The organism is Agromyces sp. NPDC057679, assembly GCF_042799635.1.
GTDB lineage: Bacteria > Actinomycetota > Actinomycetes > Actinomycetales > Microbacteriaceae > Agromyces.
In genome coordinates this window covers 443500-464444 of the sequence record NZ_JBHVIK010000003.1, presented here as the reverse complement: position 1 = coordinate 464444, position 20945 = coordinate 443500, and the positions used below count along the sequence as shown (strand labels likewise).

Here is a 20945-nt window from a genome sequence, read left to right as displayed (position 1 = left end):
CGCACCATGCGCTCCGGAGCGAGACTCGGCATCGATGTCGGCCGCGCGCGCATCGGGGTCTCGCGGTGCGATGCGGGCGGCCTGCTCGCCGTGCCGATCGAGACCGTCGCGCGTGCGAACGACGGCGACGCGGATCTGCGCCGGATCGTGGAGCTGGCGGCCGAGTACGAGGCGATCGAGTTCGTGGTCGGGCTGCCGCTCTCGCTCTCGGGCGGGTCGACGCCCTCGACCGACGACGCGCTCGCATTCGCCGAGCGGCTCGGGCGCGCCGGCGGGGGACTGCCGGTGCGCCTCGTCGACGAACGGCTCTCGACGGTGAGCGCCCAGCAGGCGCTGCGGGCGAGCGGGAAGTCGTCGAAGAAGCAGCGTCCCATCGTCGACCAAGTCGCAGCCGTTATCATTCTGCAACACGCGATCGACGCCGAGCGGGCCGCAGGCCACGCTCCCGGCCGCGTCCTCGACCTCGACGAAGGGCTCCCACCCCTGTGACCCAGCTCCCCCCAGAGCACCCCGACGCCGACGCCCTCGCCGCCGATTGGCGAGCGATGCTCGGCGGCGACGCGCCGACGACGGGCGCCGTGAACACCCCGGCGACCGGGCCGACCCCGCCACCGGCCCAGCCGATGACGCGGCGCGAGATCCGCGAGGCCGAACAGCGCGCGGCCGCGCTGGCCGAGGCCGAGAGCGCGGCAGCCGCGGCCACGGCCGGCACGGCACCGGCCCCGCAGCCGGCCGTCCCGGCCCAGCCGACGACCGCACCGACACCGGCGCCGGAGCTGCAGCTGCGCCGGCCGCAGACGGCGCCGCCCTCGCTCGCCGAGCCGTCCGGAGCGGCACAGCCCGCTGTGCCCGCTCAACCGCGTTCCGCCTTCGACGCCCACCTCGCGGGCGAGGCGCCGCCCGTCGTGCCGCGCCCTGACGTCGCCCCGTCGGCACCCGCGCCGGCCACCTCGGCGTCGCCGTTCGCCGACCTCCTCGGCGATCCGCACCAGTCGGTCGACCCGATGGCCGACGACCCCGAGCCCGTGCGGCGCAAGCCCTCCCGTGCCGAACGCCGGGCCGCGGCATCCGACCCCTACGACCACCACCCCGACGAGAAGCCGCGCCGCCGCGGCGCCTGGGGCTGCCTCGTCGGGCTGCTGATCGTCGCGGCGCTCGGCGTCGGCGCGTTCTTCTTCCTGCAGGGGCCGATCAACGCCGTGATCGAGCGCTTCCAGCCGGCGGCCGACTACGAGGGCACGGGCACCGGCGAGCTCGTGTTCATGATCCACGAGGGCGACACCGGCGAGTCGATCGCGTCGAATCTCGTCGACGAGGACGTCGTGGCCTCCACCGATGCCTTCCTCGAGGCCGTCGCCGAGGCCGACCCCTCGCCCGTGTTCTTCCCGGGCGCCTATCAGCTGGCCGAGCAGATGAGCGCGCAGGCCGCGCTCGACGCGCTCCTCGATCCGGCGAAGAAGCTCGAGAACACCTTCGTCCTCCCCGAGGGCACCGCGACCGTCGACGCCCTGCCGCGCATCTCCGAGGGCACGGGCATCCCGCTCGAGGAGCTGCAGGCCGCGGCGGCCGAGCCGCCCGCGAACTACGGGCTTCCCGCCGAGGCGACGAGCCTCGAGGGCTTCCTGTTCCCGGCGACGTACACGCTCGACCCGAACCTCGACGCGCATGCGGTGCTGCAGACGCTCGTCGACCGCCAGTTCCAGGCGCTCGACGAGGCGGGCGTCGCGCCGGCGGATCGCTGGAAGACCATCGTGCTCGCCGCGCTCGTGCAGCGCGAGGCGGGCCTCAAGGACGACTTCTACAAGGTGTCCCGCGTGTTCCTCAACCGGCTCGACCCGGCGAAGTGGGAGAGCGGCCTGCTGCAGTCCGACGCGACCGTTGCGTACGGCACCGGCAACACGCACCTCGTGACGACGACCGATGAGGAACGCGCCGACCCGGCGAACAAGTACAACACCTACGTGCACCCGGGGCTGCCGGTCGGGCCGATCTCGAACCCGGGCGACCTCGCGATCGACGCGGCGGTGCACCCGGCCGACGGTCCGTGGCTGTTCTTCGTGACGTGGAACCTCGACACGGGCGAGACGATCTTCTCGTCGACGGTCGAGGAGCACGACGCCGCGGTCGAGAAGTGGCTCGCCTGGATGGAGGAGCACCCCGAGTATGGCTGATCGGCCGGCCGCGACGACCGGGGAGGGCCTGAGCACCCGCCTCGCGGTGCTCGGCTCGCCGATCTCGCACTCGAAGAGTCCGTCGCTGCACCGCGCCGCCTACGCGCAGCTCGGCCTCGACTGGACGTATTCGGCGATCGAGATGACCGGCGAGCGCCTCCCGGCGTTCCTCGACGGGCTGGATGCCGCGTGGCGGGGCCTCTCGCTCACGATGCCGCTCAAGCAGGACGTCCTTCCCCTGCTCGACGAGGTCGACGAGCTCGCCGCGCTCACCGGCGCCGCGAACACGGTGCTCCTCGACGGCGGGCGCCGACTCGGCTTCAACACCGACGTCGGCGGCATCGTGCGCACGCTGCACGAGTCCGGCGTCACCGCGATCCGCCGGGGGATGCTCATCGGCGGCGGTGCGACGGCCTCGTCGGCGCTCGTCGCGATGGCCGAACTCGGCGCCGAGGAGGTGCGGGTGCTCGTGCGCCGGCCGGGTGCCGCAGCCGAGCTCGAAACGCTCGGGCGCCGCGCCGGGCTCGTGGTCGCGGAGCATCCGATCGCCTCGCTCGCCGACGAGACCGCGGGTCGGGGCGGCGCGGCCGACACCGACCTCGTCATCAGCACCGTGCCCGGCGGCACCGACCTCGGCATCGCCCCCGCGGCGGCGCTCGTCGAGGGCGCCGCCCTCCTCGACGTCGCCTACGACCCGTGGCCGAGTGCGCTCGCCCGTGCCTGGCTCGAGGCCGACGCCATCGTGGTGCACGGACTCGGCATGCTGCTGCACCAGGCGCTCCTGCAGATCCGCATCTTCGTGAACGGCGACCCGTTCGCCGAGCTGCCCGACGAGCATGACGTGCTCGCCGTCATGCGCGAGTCGGTCGCCTGACGCTGTGGAAGGATAGGAGTCATGCTCCGTTGGCTCACTGCCGGAGAGTCGCACGGGCCTGAGCTCGTCGCGATCCTCGAGGGTCTTCCCGCCGGTATCCCCGTCTCGCTCGATTCGATCCGCGCCGATCTGGCGCGCCGCAAGCTCGGCTACGGCCGTGGCGCGCGCATGAAGTTCGAACAGGACGAGCTGGCCATCTCGGGCGGCGTGCGCCACGGCCTCAGCCTCGGCAGTCCGGTCGCACTGCGCGTCGGCAACACCGAATGGCCGAAGTGGCAGGAGGTCATGAGCCCCGAGCCGATCGACGCCGAGCGCCTCGGTCGCGGTCGCGGTGCGCCGCTCACCCGGCCCCGTCCCGGTCACGCCGACCTCGTGGGCATGCAGAAGTACGGCTTCGACGAGGCGCGTCCCGTGCTCGAGCGGGCGAGCGCCCGCGAGACGGCCGCCCGGGTCGCGCTCGGCGCGATCGCGAAGTCGTTCCTCGCCGAGCTCGGCATCCAGACCATCGCGCACACCCTGTCGATCGGCCCGGTGCGGGTGCCCGAGGGCGCCGCGCTGCCGCTGCCCTCCGACGTCGATGCGGTCGACGCCGATCCGCTGCGCTGCTTCGACGCCGAGACCTCCGCCCGCATGGTGGCCGAGGTCGACGACGCCCACAAGTCGGGCGACACCCTCGGCGGCGTCGTCGAGGTGCTCGCCTACGGGCTGCCGCCCGGGCTCGGCTCGCACGTGCACTGGGATCGCCGGCTCGACGCGCAGCTCGCCGCCGCGCTCATGGGCATCCAAGCCATCAAGGGCGTCGAGGTCGGCGACGGCTTCGAGACGACCCGTCGACGCGGCTCCGAAGCGCACGACGAGCTCCACCCGGTCGACGGCCGCATCGCGCGCGGCAGCGATCGCGCCGGCGGCACCGAGGGCGGCATGTCGACCGGCACCGTGCTGCGCGTGCGGGCCGGAATGAAGCCCATCGCGACCGTGCCGCACGCCCTGCCCACGATCGACGTCGCGACGGGCGAGCCCGCGCCCGCCCACCACCAGCGCTCGGACGTGTGCGCGGTGCCGGCGGCCGGGGTCGTCGCCGAGGCGATGGTCGCGCTCACCCTCGCGAACGCCGTGCTCGAGAAGTTCGGCGGCGACTCGGTCGACGAGACCCGCCGCAACCTCGAGTCGTACCTCGCCGCGATCCCGGAGACCCTGCGCACCGCCGGGGCTCCGGGCACGGCTGACGCACGTGTCTGACGAGCCCCGTATCGGGCTTCCCCTCGTGCTCGTCGGCCCGATGGGGGCCGGCAAGTCGCGGGTCGGGCAGCGGCTCGCGGCCGCGGCCGGCGCACCGTTCATCGACACCGACGCCCGTATCGCCGAGCGCTACGGCGCCATCGACGAGATCTTCGCCCGCGAGGGCGAGGAGTACTTCCGCGTGATCGAGCGCGAGGTGGTCGCCGAGGCCCTCCGCGAGGAGGCGGTCGTCTCCCTCGGCGGCGGCGCCGTGCTGCACGACGACACCCGCGACGATCTCGCCCGACTCCCCGTCGTGTGGCTGCAGGTCTCGCGAGAGGCCGTCGCGCCGCGCCTCGCGGGCGGCAACCGGCCGCTCATCGCCGACGGCGGGCTCGACCGCTGGTCGGCCATCCTCGAGGCTCGGCGCCCGCTGTACGCGGCGGTCGCCGACCTCACCATCGACACCTCCCGGCGCTCGGTCGGGCGGATCGTCGACGACATCACCGAGCGCTTCGGAGGAGAACGATGACGGCAGACGACGAGCGCACGGCGATCCGGGTCGGCGGCGAGTCGGGCTACGACGTGGTCGTGGGGCGCGGCGTCCTCGCCGAGCTCGGCGACGCGCTGGGCAGCGGCGTGAAGAAGGTGCTGGTCGTGCACCCGGCGACGCTCGGCGCCCGTGCGGCCGACCTCCGCGAGGCCCTCTCCGACCGCTTCGAGGTGCTGCTCGCCGAGGTGCCCGACGCCGAGGCCGGCAAGCGCATCGAGGTCGCCGCGTTCTGCTGGCAGGTGCTCGGCCAGGCCGACTTCACGCGGAGCGATGCCATCGTCGGCTTCGGCGGGGGAGCGATCACCGACCTCGCCGGCTTCGTGGCCGCGACGTGGCTGCGGGGCGTTCGCGTCGTGCAGGTGCCGACGACGGTGCTCGGCATGGTCGACGCCGCGGTCGGCGGCAAGACCGGCATCAACACGAACGAGGGCAAGAACCTCGTCGGCGTCTTCCACCCGCCGGCCGCCGTGCTCTGCGACCTCGACCTGCTCGACACGCTGCCGAAGAACGAGATCCTCGCCGGGTTCGCCGAGATCGTGAAGGCCGGGTTCATCCGCTACCCCGAGATCCTCGACGTCATCGAGGCCGACCCCGAGGTCGCGACCGACCCCACGACGCCCGAGTTCCGTCGCGTCGTCGAGCTCGCGATCCAGATGAAGGCCGATGTGGTCTCCGAGGACCTCACCGAGCAGGGGCTCCGCGAGATCCTCAACTACGGGCACACCCTCGGCCACGCGGTCGAGCACGCCGAGCGCTACCAGTGGCGGCACGGCGCGGCCGTCGCCGTCGGCATGATGTTCGCGGCCGAGCTCGGCCGCCTCTCGGGCCGGCTCTCCGACGAGGTCGCCGACCGTCATCGGCGGGTGCTCGACCTGCTCAGCCTGCCGACGAGCTACCCCGCCGGCCGTTGGAACACCCTCCTCGCGACCATGCAGCGCGACAAGAAGTCGCGTGCGGGCCAGCTGCGGTTCATCGTGCTCGACGACCTCGCGAAGCCGACGGTCATGCAGGCGCCCGACCAGTCGCTGCTCTTCGCCGCCTACCAGGAGATCGGCTCGTGACCGAGCGCCGGCTGCTGCTCGTCAACGGCCCGAACCTCAACCTGCTCGGCACCCGCGAGCCCGAGATCTACGGCTCCCAGACGCTCGCCGACGTCGAGCGCCTCGTCGCGGATGCCTCGTCCGCTCGTGGCTTCGACGTGCGCGCCGTGCAGTCGAACCACGAGGGCGTGCTCCTCGACGCGATTCACGCGGCGCGGCTCGATTGCGCGGGCATCGTCATCAACCCGGGCGGGCTGACGCACACCTCGGTCGTGCTGCGCGACGCCCTGGCAGGCGTCGATCTCCCGGTCGCCGAGGTCCACATCTCGGATGTCTCGCAGCGGGAGTCGTTCCGGCACCACTCCTACGTCGCGGACGTCGCGGTGGTGCACGTCGTGGGCGAGGGCGTCGCGGGCTACGAGACCGCGGTCCGGCTCCTCCTCGACGTCATCACGGGCCGCGCCGAGGGCTGAACCCGAGCGCGTGCCCCGGCTCAGTCGCCGCGGGCGTAGGCGAGGCTCTCCTCGACGATCGACACGACGACCTCGAGCTCGGCCCCGTCGCGCGGGCCGTAGACCAGGAACTCGGTGCCGAAGTCCTCGTACTGGTGCGGCTCGGCCCAGCCGAGCTCGGTCAGCCGCGCACCGCGTGCGGCCGGCAGCACGAGGTGCACGCTGGTGTCGTCGACGCCGTGCAGGTGCACGGGCTCGAGCCGGCCGTCGGGGAACAGCGAGGTCTCGGGCGCGCGCGCCACGTCGAGACCCTCGAGGAACACCGCGCGGGAGGACTTCGGCGAGACCTGGCTGTGCCCCTCGACGACCCCGTCGAGGTCGAACACGCTCGCCACGAGGCGACCCCACAGCTCGGGCGTCGCCCGCTGGTCGAGCTGGCGCTGCGGGCCCTGGGTCGAGACGGTCGGGCGGGGTCCGGGGCGCGGGGCGTCGATCACCACGACAGGCTAGGGCATCGCGTGCGGCGCGCGCAGGAGGCATCCGGGGTGCATTGGCGCGCCCGCAGCGCAGCGACTACACTCGATCGACTGAACTTTCTCGGGCCGATTCCGGCCGAGCCTCTTCGCAACTGAATGGATCGTATTCGCATGGCAAGCACCGCTGACATCAAGAACGGCGTCGTCCTCTCGATCGACGGCCAGCTCTGGAGCGTCATCGAGTTCCAGCACGTCAAGCCCGGCAAGGGCGGTGCGTTCGTGCGCACCAAGCTGAAGAACGTCGTCAGCGGCAAGACCGTCGACCGCACGTACAACGCGGGCGCGAAGATCGAGATCGAGAACGTCGATCGCCGCGACTTCACGTACCTGTACAACGACGGCGAGGGCTTCGTCTTCATGGACGCGACCGACTACGACCAGATCACCGTCTCGTCGACCGTCGTCGGCGACGCCGCGAACTTCATGCTCGAGAACCAGGCCGTCACCATCGCCCTGAACAACGGCAACCCGCTGTACATCGACCTCCCGGCCTCGGTCGTGCTCGAGATCACCTACACCGAGCCGGGCCTCCAGGGCGACCGCTCGACCGGCGGCACCAAGCCCGCCACCGTCGAGACCGGCTACGAGATCCAGGTTCCGCTCTTCCTCGAGACGGGCACCAAGGTCAAGGTCGACACCCGCACGGGCGACTACCTCGGCCGCGTGAACGACTAGTGAGCGCCCGTACCAAGGCGCGCAAGCGCGCGCTCGACATGCTGTACTCGGCCGACATGCGCCAGGTGCCGGTCGAGCAGATGCTCGTCGTCGAGGCGCAGAAGGCCGCGAACGAGCCCGAGCGGGCCGCGTCATGGCTGTACGCGCGCGAGATCGTCGACGGCATCGTCGACCACCGCGCCGAGATCGATGAGCTCATCGAGACGAACTCCCGCGGGTGGACGCTCGAGCGGATGCCCGCGGTCGACCGCGCGCTGCTGCGCATCGGCGTCTGGGAGATCGTCTACAACGACGAGGTGCCCGACCCGGTCGCGATCTCCGAGGCCGTCGAGGCGGCGACCGTGCTGTCGACCGACGACTCGGCCGGCTTCGTGAACGGCCTGCTCGCCGCGATCTCGCACGCGAAGGCCTGATCGGCCCCGAATCCCGACCGAACGCGGTCGATCCCGCTCACCCGGGGTCGGCCGCGTTCGTCATGTGCGCAGTGGTGAGCTCGACGACTTCACGGGGTCCGTCGTGGGCGCGCAGGCGTCGGGCGAGGCGTTCGGCGTTCGCCCGGTAGGCGGGGTCGCCCGCGACCCTGCGGTACGCGCGCAGCACCGCCCGAGGTGACGGACGGCCGGTGCGCAGGTCGATCCCGGCGCCCGAACGGGCGACGCGCGCCGCGGCCTCGGGCTTGTCGGCGTCACCGCCGGCGACGACGAGCGGCACGCCGGCGGAGAGCGCGGCGAGGACTCCGCCCCAGCCGCCGTTCGTGATCATGACGTCGACGTGCGGCAGCAGCACGGTGTGCGGCACGAAGCCGGCGATCCGGGCGTTCGGCGGCGCCGGGAACGGGAACCGCGCCACGCCGGCCCGGCCCGTCGTCGCGACGAGGAGCAGTTCCTGCCTGCCGAGCGCGGCGAAGCTCGGGGCGACGAGGTCGCGCGGCTCGAGGTGCTGGGTGCCCTGGGTGACGTGCACCACCGGCCGGTCGTGATCGAGCAGCTCGGGCCACCACTCGGGGAGCGATTGTGCGCGGCCCGCCGTCGAGGCATCCGGCGATGCTGCCAGCGCGCCCACGTACCGCACCCGCCCGGTGTCAGGCCGTGGCACGTCGAGCTCCGCGACGCCGCTCGCGCAGACGAGCCCGGGGGAGTAGCACGCCTCGTCGAAGGTGCGCCCGTCCGGCGGGAGGCCGGCGAGCGCGCGCTCCTCCTCGTGCGCGCGCTGGAGCCGGCGCGTGATCGCCCGCAGCGCGCCGATCAGCACCCGGTCGCGCATCCGCCCGAGCGGCCCCTGCGCCGGCGGGATGCCGAATCCGGGCGGGGGCGTGCCGGGGTCGAGGAGCGTGAGCGGGGTGAGGCACACCGTCACCCACGGCGTCGCGGTGCGATCGGCCGCGAACGCGGCGCCGAGACTCGTCGACTCGGCGACGAGCACGTCCCAGGGTCGGGTGCCGTACGCCTCGACGAGGTCGCGGCACTGGGCGGCGCCGGTGCGGATGAACAGCTGCTCGATGTTGCGCATGAGCTGGCCGAGGCCGGTGCCTGAGCCGAGCTCGGGGAAGGTCGCCGCGAGGTCGTGCTCGTCGAAGTCGGGAGCCTCGCGCCAGCGCACGACCTCGGCGCCCTCGGCCTCGAACGCCGCGGCGTGCGCCGCGCCCGTGTAGACGCGCACCCGGTGCCCGGCGGCGACGAACGCCCCCGCCACGACCGCCATCGGCGCGACGTGCCCGTGGAACGGCGTCACCGCGATCATCACGTCGGCCATGCCGCCATTGCACCACGCGGTGCGGCGGCGGCGCACCCCGCACTCGGGGGGTTCGGCCTCCATTGCCCTGAGGGCGGGTTCGGGGGAGACCACGAGCGGGAATCAGCGGATGCCATGGCGACCAGGGGGCGTCGCGCCGATGAGATGGATGTGCTGCCGCATCCGGCTGCCACTCCCACATCACACCGTCAGAAAGGCATCACCATGTCCACCACCGCTCTCGGCACCGGACGCGTCTCGACCGCGACGGGTCTCGACTCCGTCCTCGATCGCGCGAACTCCGCGCAGGCCGTCGTCCAGCGCTTCCTCGCCCGCATCGGCGTCCCGGCACTCCGCGTCTCGCTCGGCCTCGTGTTCCTCGTGTTCGGCGCGCTGAAGTTCCTCCCGGGCGTCAGCCCCGTCGAGGACCTCGTCATGCGCACATGGAACGCGCTCTCGTTCGGCCTCGTCGACGGCTACGCCGCGATGGCGATCACCGCCTCGCTCGAGGTCTTCGTCGGCCTCGCGTTCATCACGGGCTTCCTGCTGCGCATCGGGCTCCTCGCCCTCGCCGGCACGTTCGTCGGCATCTTCTCGCCGCTGGTGTTCTTCACCGGCGAGCTCTTCACCAGCGCGGGCCCGACGCTGACCGCGCAGTACATCCTCAAGGACGTCGTGCTGGTCGCCGCCGCCGCGGTCATCGCGGCCAAGGCGCTCACGCGCCCGATCGGCCGTCGTTGAGATCTGCGGATGCCCCGGGGCCGACGTCGCTCGCACGTCGGCCCCGGGGCATCCGTCGTGTCAGCCTCGCTCGTCGGTTCGACGACCCCACGCCGCGAAGGCGACGGCCACGAGACCGAGCCCGACGAGGCTGCCGTGCGGCCAGTACGTGAGCAGCACGGTCGATCCGACGATCACGGGCAGGGTGACGACGAGCAGCAGGCGCTCCCACACCGGCACGCTCCCGTCGCGCGGCGCAAGGACGGCGACGACCAGTGCCCACACGCCGATCAGGAGCAGGGCGACGCCCTCGGCGCCCCAGAGCCGGTGCAGCGGGGCATCGACCGGATGGTTCGTGTACGAGAGCACGGTGATCGGTGCGCCGGCGAGGATGATCCAGCCGAGGACGCGTCCGCTCCACCCGAAGCGGGCGAATGCCGGGCCGGTGGCGAACCAGATGAGCGCGAACGACACCGAGGCCGCGGCGCCGAACACGAGGTAGAAGTCGCTCGCGCCTGCGGAGACGAGCCAGGCGCGGAGGCCCTCGTACACGGGGGAGTGGTCGAGCGCGGCCAGCCAGGCGGGGGCGCCGGCACCCGACCAGACGGCCTGCTGCGGAGGCAGCAGGAAGAACGCCCACGCGACGGCGGCGAACGCCGAGACGACGGCCCAGGGCCGGGACGGGATCGTGCGCATGCCCGAACCGTACCGGCGGCACCCCGCCGCGCGCCAGCGTCGCGACGCGACGACGCATGACCCTCCCCGACGGGGAGGTCCGGGTGCGCTGATAGACTCGTCGGAGTTGGCAACCTTTAAGGCCGTCCTGTGAGGCGGAGAAGGGAGTCGGTTGATGGCACGTGCTGTGCTCAGTCAGGCTGACATCCAGCGGGCGTTGACCCGCATCTCGCACGAGATCCTCGAATCCAATCGCGGTTCGGACGATCTCGTCCTCCTCGGAATCCCGACGCGCGGCGTGGTCCTCGCCCGTCGGATCGCCGAGACCATCGCCCGCATCGAACCCGATGCCCCCGCAGTGCTCGCCGGATCGCTCGACGTCACGATGTACCGAGACGACCTCGCGCACACCCGCCTGCGGACGCCCTCGCCGACCGAGGTCCCGCCGGGCGGCATCGACGGCAAGACCGTCGTGCTCGTCGACGACGTGCTGTACTCGGGGCGCACCATCCGCGCCGCGTTCGACGCGCTCGCCGACCTCGGACGCGCCCGAGCCGTTCGCCTCGCCGTGCTCGTCGACCGTGGGCACCGCGAGTTCCCGATCCGGGCCGACTTCGTCGGCAAGAACCTCCCGAGCTCGACGCGGGAACGCATCAACGTGCGCCTCGAGGAGGTCGACGGCGACGACGCCGTCTCGATCGAGGACGTCCCGACCGAGGGGGGAGCCCGATGAAGCACCTCCTCGGCACCCGCGAGCTCGGCCGCGACGAGGCCATCGCGCTGCTCGACATCGCGGAGGACATGGCCGCGGTGCAGGAACGCGAGGTCAAGAAGCTCCCGACGCTCCGCGGCAAGACCGTCGTGAACCTCTTCTTCGAGGACTCGACGCGCACCCGCATCTCGTTCGAGGCCGCAGCGAAGCGGCTCTCCGCCGACGTCATCAACTTCAGTGCGAAGGGCTCGAGCGTCTCGAAGGGCGAGAGCCTGAAGGACACGGCCCAGACGCTGCAGGCGATGGGCGCCGACGGGGTGGTCATCCGCCACCACGCCTCCGGCGCTCCGCTGACGCTCGCGACGAGCGGCTGGATCGACGCCGGCGTGGTGAACGCGGGCGACGGCACCCACGAGCACCCCACCCAGGCGCTCCTCGACGCATTCACCATCCGACGGCGCCTGCACGGGGGATCCTCCCGCGGACGCGGGCTCGACGGCGTGCATGTCGTCATCGTCGGGGACATCCTGCATTCGCGGGTCGCCCGCTCGAACGTGTGGCTGCTCACGACCCTCGGCGCCGAGGTCGAGCTCGTCGCGCCTCCGACCCTCGTGCCCGTCGAGACCGGCGCCTGGCCCGCCGCGGTGGGCTACGACCTCGACGCCGCGCTCGCCGGCGCGCCCGACGTCGTCATGATGCTCCGCATCCAGGCGGAGCGCATGCACGCGGCGTTCTTCCCGAACAGCCGCGAGTACGCACGCACCTGGGGCCTCGACGACGCCAGGTTCGACCGCCTGCCCCCGACTACGATGGTCATGCACCCCGGGCCCATGAACCGCGGGCTCGAGATCTCGGCTCGCGCGGCGGATTCGCCGCGGTCCACGGTGCGAGAACAGGTCGCGAACGGAGTATCAGTGAGAATGGCCGCCCTCTACATGCTGCTGTCGGGCGAACGGGGTGAGAGCTGATGCCGGGGCGTCACCTCATCACCGGTGCGACGCTCCCGAGCGGCGAGCGCGCCGACATCCTGATCGACGGCGGCGTCATCGCCGAGGTCGGCAGCATCTCCGGCGTCGCCGGGGCGACCGTGCACGACGCCGACGGGCTCATCGCCCTGCCCGGCCTCGTCGACCTGCACACCCACCTCCGCGAGCCCGGATACGAGCAGAGCGAGACGGTGCTCACCGGCACGCAGGCGGCCGCCGCCGGCGGGTTCACCGCGGTCTTCGCGATGGCGAACACCTTCCCCGTCGCCGACACCGCGGGCGTCGTCGAGCAGGAGGCGAGCCTCGGCCGCTCGGCCGGGTACGCCACGGTGCAGCCGATCGGCGCCGTCACGGTGGGCCTCAAGGGCTCCGAGCTCGCCGAACTCGGCGCGATGGCCCGCTCGCGGGCGAACGTGCGCGTGTTCAGCGACGACGGGTTCTGCGTCTCCGACCCGCTGCTCATGCGCCGTGCGCTCGAGTACGTGAAGGCCTTCGACGGCGTCATCGCCCAGCACGCGCAGGAGCCGCGCCTCACCGAGGGCGCCCAGATGAACGAGGGCGCGCTCTCTGGCGAACTGGGCCTCGCCGGATGGCCCGCGGTCGCCGAGGAGTCGATCATCGCGCGCGACGTGCTGCTCGCCGAGCACGTCGGCAGCCGCCTGCACGTGTGCCACGTCTCGACCGCCGGCTCGGTCGAGGTCATCCGCTGGGCGAAGGCCCGCGGCATCGACGTCACGGCCGAGGTCACCCCGCACCACCTGCTGCTGACCGAAGACCTCATCAGGGGCTACGACCCGCGGTTCAAGGTCAACCCGCCGCTGCGCCGCACCGAGGACACGCTGGCGCTGCGCGCCGCGCTCGCCGACGGCACGATCGACATCGTCGCGACCGACCACGCACCGCACCCGGTCGAGGCGAAGGAGAGCGAGTGGGATGCCGCGGCGAACGGCATGGTGGGGCTCGAGTCCGCCCTCTCCGTGGTGCACGGCGCCGTGGTCGAGAACGGACTGCTCGACTGGAGCGACGTCGCCCGCGTGCTCTCGCAGGCGCCCGCGAGGATCGGCCGCCTGCGCGGCCAGGGCGAGGCGATCGCCGCCGGCGCGGCCGCCGAGCTGACGCTCTACGACCCGAACGCCTCCGCGGTGTTCGACCTCGATCGACTCGCCGGCCGCAGCACCAACTCGCCCTACCTCGGCCGCACCCTGCCGGGGCGGGTCGTCGCGACCTTCCACGCCGGCTATGCGACCGCCCTCGAGGGGCGGGTGCGTCCCGCCGAGGAGATCGCCGAGTTCGCGGCCGCCGCCAACGGGGGCACGCATGGATAAGTGGATCGGCGCGCTCGTCGCCGTCGCCGTCCTCGCGGTGATCGCCTGGCTCATGGTGCGCTCGTGGCGCCGACGCGCGGCGCGCGACTCGGTGCTCTCGGCCTACCCCGTGCCCGCCGTCCGTGGCGAGGCGGTGCTCGAGGCCGAGGTGCTCTACGTCGCCACGACGCCCGTGGGCGAGCCGCTCGAACGGCTCGCCGTGCAGGGCCTCGCCTTCCGAGGCGCCGGCCGCATCGAGGTGATGCCCGAGGGCGTCGCCCTCCGCATCGCGGGCGAACCGGTGAGCTTCATCCCCGCCGACCGCGTCGCCGGAGCCGAGACCGCGAGCTACGCGATCGACCGCGGCGTCGAGCCCGAGGGCCTCATCGCCCTCAGCTGGGTCCCCGCCACGAGCGACGAGTCCGAGGGCGCGGCGCCCCGGGTCGACAGCTACCTCCGAGCCCGGTATCCGGGCGACCAGGCCCGCATCATCCGGGCCATCCACGACATCGCCGCGGCGCCAGCCGCACCGCGGCCGGAACAACACGAGAGCGAGGCCTCGGATGACTGAGACCCCCAACCCCGCGAGCGAGCCGCTGGGCACGCCCGAGACCACCGCGAGCGAGCCCCAGGGCACGCCCGAGACCACCGCGAGCGAGCCGGTCGGTGCGCCCGCGGCCGCCGTCGAGACCGCGAGCGAGCCGCCCGCCGCGCCCGAGAGCGCCGCGCCCACCGCCTTCGGCCGCGCGGGCGACCCCGCCGTGCTCGTCCTCGAGGACGGGACGCGATACGAGGGGCGCGCCTACGGCGCCCGCGGGCGCACCGTCGGCGAGGCCGTCTTCGCGACCGGCATGACCGGCTACCAGGAGACCCTCACCGACCCGTCGTACGCCGGGCAGATCGTCATGATGACGGCGCCGCACATCGGCAACACGGGCATGAACGACGCCGACGAGGAGTCGAACCGCATCTGGGTCGCCGGCTTCATCGTGCGCGACCCCTCGCGCGTCGTCTCGAACTTCCGCTCGCAGCGCAGCCTCGACGACGACCTCGTCGCCTCGGGCGTCGTCGGCATCTCGGGCATCGACACCCGGGCGCTCACCCGGCACCTCCGCTCGGCCGGCTCCATGCGCGCGGGCATCTTCTCGGGCGACGACGCCGCACTGAGCTCGGGCGAGCAGCTCGCGGTCGTGCAGTCGGGCGCGCAGATGGCCGGGCAGAACCTCTCGGGCGCCGTCTCGACGGCCGAGCCCTACTCGTTGCCCGCGACCGGCGAGCGCGTCGGCTCGGTGGCCGTGCTCGACCTCGGGGTCAAGACCTCGACGCTGAACTACCTCGCCGAACGCGGCTTCGACGTGCACGTGCTCCCGCAGACCACGACCGCCGACGACGTGCTCGCGCTCCGCCCCGACGCGCTGTTCTTCTCGAACGGACCGGGCGACCCCGCGGCATCCGACCAGCACGTCGAGATCCTCCGCACCGCGCTCCGCGCCGGGGTGCCCTACTTCGGCATCTGCTTCGGCAACCAGCTGCTCGGTCGCGCCCTCGGCTTCGGCACCTACAAGCTGACGTTCGGGCACCGCGGCATCAACCAGCCCGTGCTCGACCGCGCGACCGGTCGGGTCGAGATCACCGCGCACAACCACGGCTTCGCCGTCGACGCGCCGACCGATCGCATCAGCGAGTCGAGCGAGGGCTTCGGCCGGGTCGAGGTGAGCCACGTCGGCCTCAACGACAACGTCGTCGAGGGACTCAACTGCCTCGACATCCCCGCGTTCAGCGTGCAGTACCACCCCGAGTCGGCTGCCGGCCCGCACGACGCCAACTACCTCTTCGACCGGTTCCGCGACATGGTCATCGCGAGCAAGGAGAACGGCAACTAATGCCCAAGCGCGACGACATCAATTCCGTCCTGGTCATCGGCTCCGGGCCGATCGTCATCGGCCAGGCGGCCGAGTTCGACTACTCGGGCACGCAGGCCTGCCGCGTGCTGCGGGCCGAGGGCGTCCGGGTCATCCTCGTGAACCCGAACCCGGCCACGATCATGACCGACCCCGACTTCGCGGACGCGACGTACATCGAGCCGATCACCCCCGAGATCATCGAGAAGATCATCATCAAGGAGCGCCCCGACGCGGTGCTGCCGACGCTCGGCGGGCAGACCGCCCTCAACGCGGCGATCGCGCTGCACGACGCGGGCATCCTCGAGAAGCACGGCGTCGAGCTCATCGGCGCGAAGGTCGACGCGATCCGCAAGGGCGAGGACCGGCAGCTCTTCAAGGAGCTCGTCGTCGAGTGCGGCGCCGACGTCGCGCGCTCGCACATCGCGCACACGATGGACGAGGTGCTGGCCGCGGCCGAGGACCTCGGCTACCCGCTCGTGGTGCGCCCCTCGTTCACGATGGGCGGCCTCGGCTCGGGCTTCGCGTACGACGAGACCGACCTGCGCCGCATCGCCGGTGCGGGCCTGCACGACTCGCCGACCACCGAGGTGCTCCTGGAGGAGTCCATCCTCGGCTGGAAGGAGTACGAGCTCGAGCTCATGCGCGACACGCACGACAACACCGTCGTGGTGTGCTCGATCGAGAACGTCGACCCCGTCGGCGTGCACACGGGCGACTCGATCACCGTCGCGCCCGCGCTCACGCTGACCGACCGGGAGTTCCAGAACCTCCGCGACATCGGCATCGACATCATCCGCGCCGTCGGCGTCGACACCGGCGGCTGCAACATCCAGTTCGCGATCGACCCGGTCGACGGCCGCGTCATCGTCATCGAGATGAACCCGCGCGTGTCCCGCTCGAGCGCGCTCGCCTCGAAGGCGACCGGCTTCCCGATCGCGAAGATCGCCGCGAAGCTCGCCATCGGCTACCGCCTCGACGAGATCCCGAACGACATCACCCGGGTGACGCCCGCGAGCTTCGAGCCGACGCTCGACTACGTCGTCGTCAAGGTGCCCCGCTTCGCGTTCGAGAAGTTCCCGGCCGCCGACCCGACCCTCACGACGACCATGAAGTCGGTCGGCGAGGCGATGGCCATCGGCCGCAACTACGCGACCGCACTGCAGAAGGCGCTGCGCTCGCTCGAGAAGCGCGGCTCGTCGTTCCACTGGGGCGAGGAGGCGCGCACCGTCGAGGAGCTCCTCGAGCAGGCGAAGGTGCCGACCGACGGTCGCATCGTGCTCGTCCAGCAGGCGCTCCGCAAGGGTGCCACGATCGAGCAGGCCTTCGAGTCGACGAAGATCGATCCCTGGTTCCTCGACCAGATCGTGCTCATCAACGAGGTCGCCGCGCACGTCGCCGCGGCCGAGGCGCTCGACCACGACACGCTGCTGCTCGCGAAGGACCACGGGTTCTCCGACGCGCAGATCGCCGAGCTCCGCGGCTTCGGCAGCGAGGCCGACGCCCGCGAGGTGCGTCACATCCTCGGCATCCGCCCGGTGTACAAGACCGTCGACACCTGCGCGGGGGAGTTCCCGGCGCTCACGCCGTACCACTACTCGAGCTACGACCAGGAGACCGAGGTCGCCCCGAGCGACCGCCGCAAGGTCGTCATCCTCGGGTCGGGCCCGAACCGCATCGGCCAGGGCGTCGAGTTCGACTACTCGTGCGTGCACGCGTCGTTCGCGCTCTCGGCCGCGGGCTTCGAGACCATCATGATCAACTGCAACCCCGAGACGGTCTCGACCGACTACGACACGAGCGACCGGCTGTACTTCGAGCCGCTCACGCTCGAGGACGTGCTCGAGGTCATCCACGCCGAGTCGCAGTCGGGTGAGCTCGTCGGCGTCGTCGTGCAGCTCGGCGGCCAGACCGCGCTCGGCCTGGCCAAGGGCCTCGAGGCGGCGGGCATCCCGATCCTCGGCACGACGCCCGAGGCGATCGACCTCGCCGAGGAACGCGGCCTCTTCTCGGGCATCCTCGACGCCGCGGGCCTCCTCGCGCCGAAGAACGGCACCGCCGTCGACCTCGCCGGTGCGGTGCACGTGGCCGAGGGCATCGGCTACCCGGTGCTCGTGCGCCCGAGCTACGTGCTCGGCGGCCGCGGCATGGAGATCGTCTACGACACCGCCTCGCTCGCCGACTACTTCGCGCGCATCGAGGGCCAGGGCATCGTGGGTCCGAGCCACCCGCTGCTCGTCGACCGCTTCCTCGACGACGCGATCGAGATCGACGTCGACGCCCTCTACGACGGCACCGACCTCTACATCGGCGGCGTCATGGAGCACATCGAGGAGGCCGGCGTGCACTCGGGCGACTCGAGCTGCACCCTCCCGCCCGTGACCCTCGGCCGCGCCGAGGTCGACCGGGTCCGCGAGGCGACGCGCGCGATCGCCGAAGGCATCGGCGTGCGCGGCCTGCTCAACGTGCAGTTCGCGATCGGGGCGGGCGTGCTCTACGTGCTCGAGGCGAACCCGCGGGCCAGCCGCACGGTGCCGTTCGTCTCCAAGGCGCTCGGCATCCCGCTCGCGAAGGCCGCGAGCCGCATCATGGTGGGCGCGACCGTCGCCGAGCTCGTCGCCGAGGGCATGCTGCCCGCGTCCGACGGCTCGCGCGTGCCGCTCGACGCTCCGGTCGCGGTCAAGGAGGCCGTGCTGCCCTTCCACCGCTTCCGCACCCGCGAGGGCATCATGGTCGACTCCGTGCTCGGCCCCGAGATGCGCTCGACCGGCGAGGTCATGGGCATCGACCGCGACTTCCCGCGCGCGTTCGCGAAGAGCCAGCTCGCCGCGTACGGCGGCATGCCCGAGACCGGCACGGTCTTCGTCTCGGTCTCCGACCGCGACAAGCGTGCGATCATCCTGCCGGTGCTGCGTCTGCAGCAGCTCGGCTACGAGATCACCGCGACCGAGGGCACCGCCGAGGTGCTGCGCCGCAACGGCATCGGCGCCCGCGAGGTGACGAAGTTCAGCGAGAAGCCGAGCGAGGACGCGGACTCGGTGGTCGAGCTCATCAACCGCGGCGAGGTCGACATCGTCGTGAACACCCCAAGCGGCCGCTCGGCCCGCGCCGACGGCTACGAGATCCGTGCTGCCGCCGTCGCCGCCGACATCCCGCTGTTCACGACGATCGCCGAGCTCTCGGCCGCCGTCGCGTCGCTCGACGTCAACGGCGACGGCTTCGAGGTCACGAGCCTGCAGGACTACCAGGCGAAGCGGGAGGCGTCGGCGTGAGCGTCGAACCATTGCCGTTCGGCGAGCGGCTCGCGGCCGTCTTCGCCGCGTACGGGCGTCTGTGCGTCGGGATCGACCCCCACGCGTCGTTGCTCGCGTCGTGGGGCTACGACGACTCCGCCGCCGGCGTGCGCGAGTTCGGTCTGCGCACGATCGACGCGGCGGCCGGCCGCGCGGGCATCGTGAAGCCGCAGGTCGCGTTCTTCGAGCGGCACGGTGCGGCCGGCTACGCCGCGCTCGAGCGCGTGCTCGCCGAGGCCCGTGACGCGGGGCTCCTCGTCATCGCCGACGCGAAGCGCGGCGACATCGGCTCGAGCGTCGACGCGTACGGCAAGGCCTGGCTGCGGCCCGGATCCTCGCTCGAGGCGGACGCCATGACGATCAGCGCCTACCAGGGCCTCGGCTCGATCGAGCAGGTCATGGTCGCGGCCGAACGCGCCGGCAAGGGCCTCTTCGTGCTCGCGGCGACCTCGAACCCCGAGGCCGCCGCCGTGCAGCGCGCCGTGCTGCAGCAGTCGAGCCGCGCCGGCTCCACGGTCGCCGGTGCGATCACCGCGGGCGTCGTCGCCTGGAACCAGGGTCGCGCGGATGCCTCGGAGCGCTCGCTCGGCTCCGTCGGCGTCGTCATCGGGGCGACCGTCGACCTGCGTGCGGCGGGCCTCGACCGCGACGGCGAGCCGCCCCGTCCGGGGCTGCCGGTGCTCGCACCGGGCTTCGGCCACCAGGGCGGTGAGCTCCGCGAGCTCCGCTCGATCTACGGGGCGTACAGCTCCGGCGTCATCGTGAGCGAGTCGCGTTCGCTGCTCGCCGCCGGCCCCGACGGCCTCGCCGATGCCGTCGCCCGTCGGGTCGACGAGGTCGGGAGCGTCGATGTCTGACGCCCGCGCCACCGCGACCACCCCGCCCGACGTCGACCGCGTCGCCGCGTCCCGTGCGGCGGTCGCCGCCCGGCGCGCCCGTGCGGCCGTGAAGGCCGAGGTGGCCTCCGGCCGCCGCAGCCCGCTCGACGTGCTCCGGGTCGCCTTCGAGGAGCCCGAGGGCGTGGAGGGCCGCCTGCGGGTCACCGAGTTCCTCACCTCCATCCCCGCGATCGGCGCCACGAAGTCGACGCGCATCATGCAGGAGCTCGAGATCTCGACCTCGAAGCGCCTCGGCGGCCTCGGCCGCCTGCAGCGCCGTCGCCTGCGCGAGTTCATCGCCGAGTGGGTCGCCGCGCACGGCGGCACGGGCGACCGGCTCGTCGTGCTCGCAGGTCCGACCGCGGTCGGCAAGGGCACGGTCGCCGGCTACATCCGCCAGCACCATCCCGAGGTCAAGCTCTCGGTGTCGGCGACGACGCGCGCGCCCCGCCCCGGCGAGGTCGAGGGCGAGAGCTACTTCTTCGTCGACGACGCCGAGTTCGATCGCATGGTCGAGGCCGGCGAGCTGCTCGAGTGGGCGACGGTGCACAACGCCTCGCGCTACGGCACGCCGCGCGGTCCCGTCGAGGACGCGATCGCCGCCGGCCAGAGCGTGCTGCTCGAGATCGACATCCAGGGCGCCCGCTCGGTGCGCCGTGCGATGCCCGACGCGACGCTCGTGTTCCTCCTCCCGCCGACGTGGGACGAACTCGTCCGACGCCTCGTCGGACGGGGCACCGAGACGGCCGCCGAACAGCAGCGCCGCCTCGAGACCGCGAAGGTCGAACTGGCCGCCGTCGACGAGTTCGACCACCAGGTCGTGAACCACGAAGTCGGCGAGGCGGCTCAGAAGGTCGTAGACTTGATGAGACCGCGCAAGGGTCGCCGTTGAGCCGTCGCGGTTCGGGCACCCTCGCCACGAGCTTTCGCGCGCTCGGCGCGCACCCACGAAACAAGGAGTCACTCCATGGCTGAGAAGCTTTCCGGCATCATCGACCCGCCCATCGACGACCTGCTCTCGAAGGTCGACTCGAAGTACCAGCTGGTCATCTTCGCCTCCAAGCGCGCCCGCCAGATCAACGACTACTACGCCGACCTGCACGAGGGCAGCCTGTTCGACAACGTCGGCCCGCTCGTCGACTCGTCGATCGACGACAAGCCCCTCTCGGTGGCCATGCACGAGATCAACGAGGACAAGCTCCGGCTCCGCCCGCTGGGCGAGTGAC

Annotated in this window: 22 protein-coding genes; 19 read left to right on the top strand and 3 right to left on the bottom strand. The window is 72.3% G+C overall.

Features of this window, described 5'->3' with window-relative positions; all coding sequences use genetic code 11:
* The first annotated feature begins 6 nt into the window (after positions 1-6).
* From ruvX to aroQ, 7 genes are read left to right on the top strand one after another with little or no spacing between them, the layout of a single operon-like run.
* Complete coding sequence (ruvX, locus tag ACFVAJ_RS15125) at positions 7-489, top strand: Holliday junction resolvase RuvX (RefSeq protein ID WP_376945480.1); 483 nt, start codon at positions 7-9, stop codon at positions 487-489.
* Positions 486-2171, top strand: a complete 1686-nt coding sequence (gene mltG, locus ACFVAJ_RS15120; protein ID WP_376945478.1) for an endolytic transglycosylase MltG — start codon at positions 486-488, stop codon at positions 2169-2171. The genes ruvX and mltG overlap by 4 nt, the downstream gene beginning before the upstream one ends.
* Positions 2164-3045 carry a shikimate dehydrogenase gene (locus tag ACFVAJ_RS15115; RefSeq protein ID WP_376945476.1) on the top strand — a complete coding sequence of 294 codons (882 nt, stop codon included), beginning with the start codon at positions 2164-2166 and terminating at the stop codon, positions 3043-3045. The genes mltG and ACFVAJ_RS15115 overlap by 8 nt, the downstream gene beginning before the upstream one ends.
* A 21-nt stretch (positions 3046-3066) precedes the next feature.
* Complete coding sequence (aroC, locus tag ACFVAJ_RS15110; RefSeq protein WP_376945474.1) at positions 3067-4284, top strand: chorismate synthase; 1218 nt, start codon at positions 3067-3069, stop codon at positions 4282-4284.
* Positions 4277-4795 (top strand): shikimate kinase, encoded by a 519-nt coding sequence (locus ACFVAJ_RS15105; RefSeq protein WP_376945472.1) that lies wholly within the window; start codon positions 4277-4279, stop codon positions 4793-4795. The genes aroC and ACFVAJ_RS15105 overlap by 8 nt, the downstream gene beginning before the upstream one ends.
* Positions 4792-5877: a 3-dehydroquinate synthase gene (gene aroB, locus ACFVAJ_RS15100; RefSeq protein ID WP_376945470.1), complete on the top strand. Its 1086-nt coding sequence runs from the start codon at positions 4792-4794 to the stop codon at positions 5875-5877. The genes ACFVAJ_RS15105 and aroB overlap by 4 nt, the downstream gene beginning before the upstream one ends.
* Positions 5874-6329: a type II 3-dehydroquinate dehydratase gene (gene aroQ, locus ACFVAJ_RS15095; RefSeq protein ID WP_376945468.1), complete on the top strand. Its 456-nt coding sequence runs from the start codon at positions 5874-5876 to the stop codon at positions 6327-6329. Before aroB ends, aroQ begins: the two co-directional genes overlap by 4 nt.
* A 20-nt stretch (positions 6330-6349) precedes the next feature.
* Here aroQ and ACFVAJ_RS15090 read toward each other — a convergent pair whose 3' ends face one another.
* The gene (locus ACFVAJ_RS15090) at positions 6350-6805 is read right to left on the bottom strand and encodes a hypothetical protein (protein WP_376945466.1); all 456 of its coding nucleotides are present in this window, start codon (positions 6803-6805) and stop codon (positions 6350-6352) included.
* A 150-nt stretch (positions 6806-6955) separates the two neighbouring features.
* On the opposite strand from ACFVAJ_RS15090, the gene efp reads away from it, so the two are divergent.
* Positions 6956-7519 (top strand): elongation factor P, encoded by a 564-nt coding sequence (efp, locus tag ACFVAJ_RS15085; protein ID WP_376945464.1) that lies wholly within the window; start codon positions 6956-6958, stop codon positions 7517-7519.
* Positions 7519-7932 carry a transcription antitermination factor NusB gene (gene nusB, locus ACFVAJ_RS15080; protein WP_022887995.1) on the top strand — a complete coding sequence of 138 codons (414 nt, stop codon included), beginning with the start codon at positions 7519-7521 and terminating at the stop codon, positions 7930-7932. The genes efp and nusB overlap by 1 nt, the downstream gene beginning before the upstream one ends.
* A gap of 37 nt (positions 7933-7969) precedes the next feature.
* Here the strand turns inward: nusB and ACFVAJ_RS15075 are convergent, their stop codons facing one another.
* Positions 7970-9271 carry a nucleotide disphospho-sugar-binding domain-containing protein gene (locus ACFVAJ_RS15075; protein WP_376945462.1) on the bottom strand — a complete coding sequence of 434 codons (1302 nt, stop codon included), beginning with the start codon at positions 9269-9271 and terminating at the stop codon, positions 7970-7972.
* A 204-nt stretch (positions 9272-9475) separates the two neighbouring features.
* Here ACFVAJ_RS15075 and ACFVAJ_RS15070 point away from each other — a divergent pair, with 204 nt between their 5' ends.
* A complete protein-coding gene (locus ACFVAJ_RS15070) occupies positions 9476-9991 on the top strand; it encodes a DoxX family membrane protein (protein ID WP_376945460.1) in 516 nt (171 codons plus the stop codon).
* Positions 9992-10051: 60 nt separating this feature from the next.
* On the opposite strand, the gene ACFVAJ_RS15065 is transcribed toward ACFVAJ_RS15070, so the two are convergent.
* The gene (locus tag ACFVAJ_RS15065) at positions 10052-10666 is read right to left on the bottom strand and encodes a hypothetical protein (RefSeq protein ID WP_376945458.1); all 615 of its coding nucleotides are present in this window, start codon (positions 10664-10666) and stop codon (positions 10052-10054) included.
* A 151-nt stretch (positions 10667-10817) separates the two neighbouring features.
* On the opposite strand from ACFVAJ_RS15065, the gene pyrR reads away from it, so the two are divergent.
* The 9 genes from pyrR to rpoZ all read left to right on the top strand — a co-directional run bounded on the left by pyrR (position 10818) and on the right by rpoZ (position 20944).
* Entirely contained in the window at positions 10818-11378 is a 561-nt protein-coding gene (pyrR, locus tag ACFVAJ_RS15060; RefSeq protein WP_376945456.1) for a bifunctional pyr operon transcriptional regulator/uracil phosphoribosyltransferase PyrR, read from the top strand.
* Positions 11375-12325: an aspartate carbamoyltransferase catalytic subunit gene (locus ACFVAJ_RS15055; RefSeq protein WP_376945454.1), complete on the top strand. Its 951-nt coding sequence runs from the start codon at positions 11375-11377 to the stop codon at positions 12323-12325. The genes pyrR and ACFVAJ_RS15055 overlap by 4 nt, the downstream gene beginning before the upstream one ends.
* The gene (locus tag ACFVAJ_RS15050) at positions 12325-13668 is read left to right on the top strand and encodes a dihydroorotase (protein WP_376945452.1); all 1344 of its coding nucleotides are present in this window, start codon (positions 12325-12327) and stop codon (positions 13666-13668) included. The genes ACFVAJ_RS15055 and ACFVAJ_RS15050 overlap by 1 nt, the downstream gene beginning before the upstream one ends.
* Positions 13661-14218 carry a hypothetical protein gene (locus ACFVAJ_RS15045; RefSeq protein WP_376945450.1) on the top strand — a complete coding sequence of 186 codons (558 nt, stop codon included), beginning with the start codon at positions 13661-13663 and terminating at the stop codon, positions 14216-14218. Before ACFVAJ_RS15050 ends, ACFVAJ_RS15045 begins: the two co-directional genes overlap by 8 nt.
* Before the next feature lie 190 nt (positions 14219-14408).
* Entirely contained in the window at positions 14409-15530 is a 1122-nt protein-coding gene (gene carA / locus ACFVAJ_RS15040) for a glutamine-hydrolyzing carbamoyl-phosphate synthase small subunit (protein ID WP_376945842.1), read from the top strand.
* Complete coding sequence (gene carB, locus ACFVAJ_RS15035; protein ID WP_376945447.1) at positions 15530-18820, top strand: carbamoyl-phosphate synthase large subunit; 3291 nt, start codon at positions 15530-15532, stop codon at positions 18818-18820. Before carA ends, carB begins: the two co-directional genes overlap by 1 nt.
* Complete coding sequence (pyrF, locus tag ACFVAJ_RS15030) at positions 18817-19698, top strand: orotidine-5'-phosphate decarboxylase (protein WP_376945445.1); 882 nt, start codon at positions 18817-18819, stop codon at positions 19696-19698. The genes carB and pyrF overlap by 4 nt, the downstream gene beginning before the upstream one ends.
* Positions 19691-20611, top strand: a complete 921-nt coding sequence (gene gmk / locus ACFVAJ_RS15025) for a guanylate kinase (RefSeq protein ID WP_376945443.1) — start codon at positions 19691-19693, stop codon at positions 20609-20611. Before pyrF ends, gmk begins: the two co-directional genes overlap by 8 nt.
* A gap of 75 nt (positions 20612-20686) precedes the next feature.
* Positions 20687-20944 (top strand): DNA-directed RNA polymerase subunit omega, encoded by a 258-nt coding sequence (gene rpoZ / locus ACFVAJ_RS15020; protein ID WP_376945441.1) that lies wholly within the window; start codon positions 20687-20689, stop codon positions 20942-20944.
* Position 20945 lies beyond the last annotated feature (1 nt).

Bases quoted from the DNA above. Each gene is read 5' to 3' on its own strand.
- ruvX (WP_376945480.1), top strand. From the start codon at position 7: ATGCGCTCCGGAGCGAGACTCGGCATCGATGTCGGCCGCGCGCGCATC.
- ACFVAJ_RS15115 (WP_376945476.1), top strand. From the start codon at position 2,164: ATGGCTGATCGGCCGGCCGCGACGACCGGGGAGGGCCTGAGCACCCGC.
- aroC (WP_376945474.1), top strand. From the start codon at position 3,067: ATGCTCCGTTGGCTCACTGCCGGAGAGTCGCACGGGCCTGAGCTCGTC.
- aroB (WP_376945470.1), top strand. From the start codon at position 4,792: ATGACGGCAGACGACGAGCGCACGGCGATCCGGGTCGGCGGCGAGTCG.
- efp (WP_376945464.1), top strand. From the start codon at position 6,956: ATGGCAAGCACCGCTGACATCAAGAACGGCGTCGTCCTCTCGATCGAC.
- ACFVAJ_RS15075 (WP_376945462.1), bottom strand. From the start codon at position 9,271: ATGGCCGACGTGATGATCGCGGTGACGCCGTTCCACGGGCACGTCGCG.
- ACFVAJ_RS15070 (WP_376945460.1), top strand. From the start codon at position 9,476: ATGTCCACCACCGCTCTCGGCACCGGACGCGTCTCGACCGCGACGGGT.
- ACFVAJ_RS15065 (WP_376945458.1), bottom strand. From the start codon at position 10,666: ATGCGCACGATCCCGTCCCGGCCCTGGGCCGTCGTCTCGGCGTTCGCC.
- ACFVAJ_RS15055 (WP_376945454.1), top strand. From the start codon at position 11,375: ATGAAGCACCTCCTCGGCACCCGCGAGCTCGGCCGCGACGAGGCCATC.
- ACFVAJ_RS15050 (WP_376945452.1), top strand. From the start codon at position 12,325: ATGCCGGGGCGTCACCTCATCACCGGTGCGACGCTCCCGAGCGGCGAG.
- ACFVAJ_RS15045 (WP_376945450.1), top strand. From the start codon at position 13,661: ATGGATAAGTGGATCGGCGCGCTCGTCGCCGTCGCCGTCCTCGCGGTG.
- carB (WP_376945447.1), top strand. From the start codon at position 15,530: ATGCCCAAGCGCGACGACATCAATTCCGTCCTGGTCATCGGCTCCGGG.
- gmk (WP_376945443.1), top strand. From the start codon at position 19,691: ATGTCTGACGCCCGCGCCACCGCGACCACCCCGCCCGACGTCGACCGC.
- rpoZ (WP_376945441.1), top strand. From the start codon at position 20,687: ATGGCTGAGAAGCTTTCCGGCATCATCGACCCGCCCATCGACGACCTG.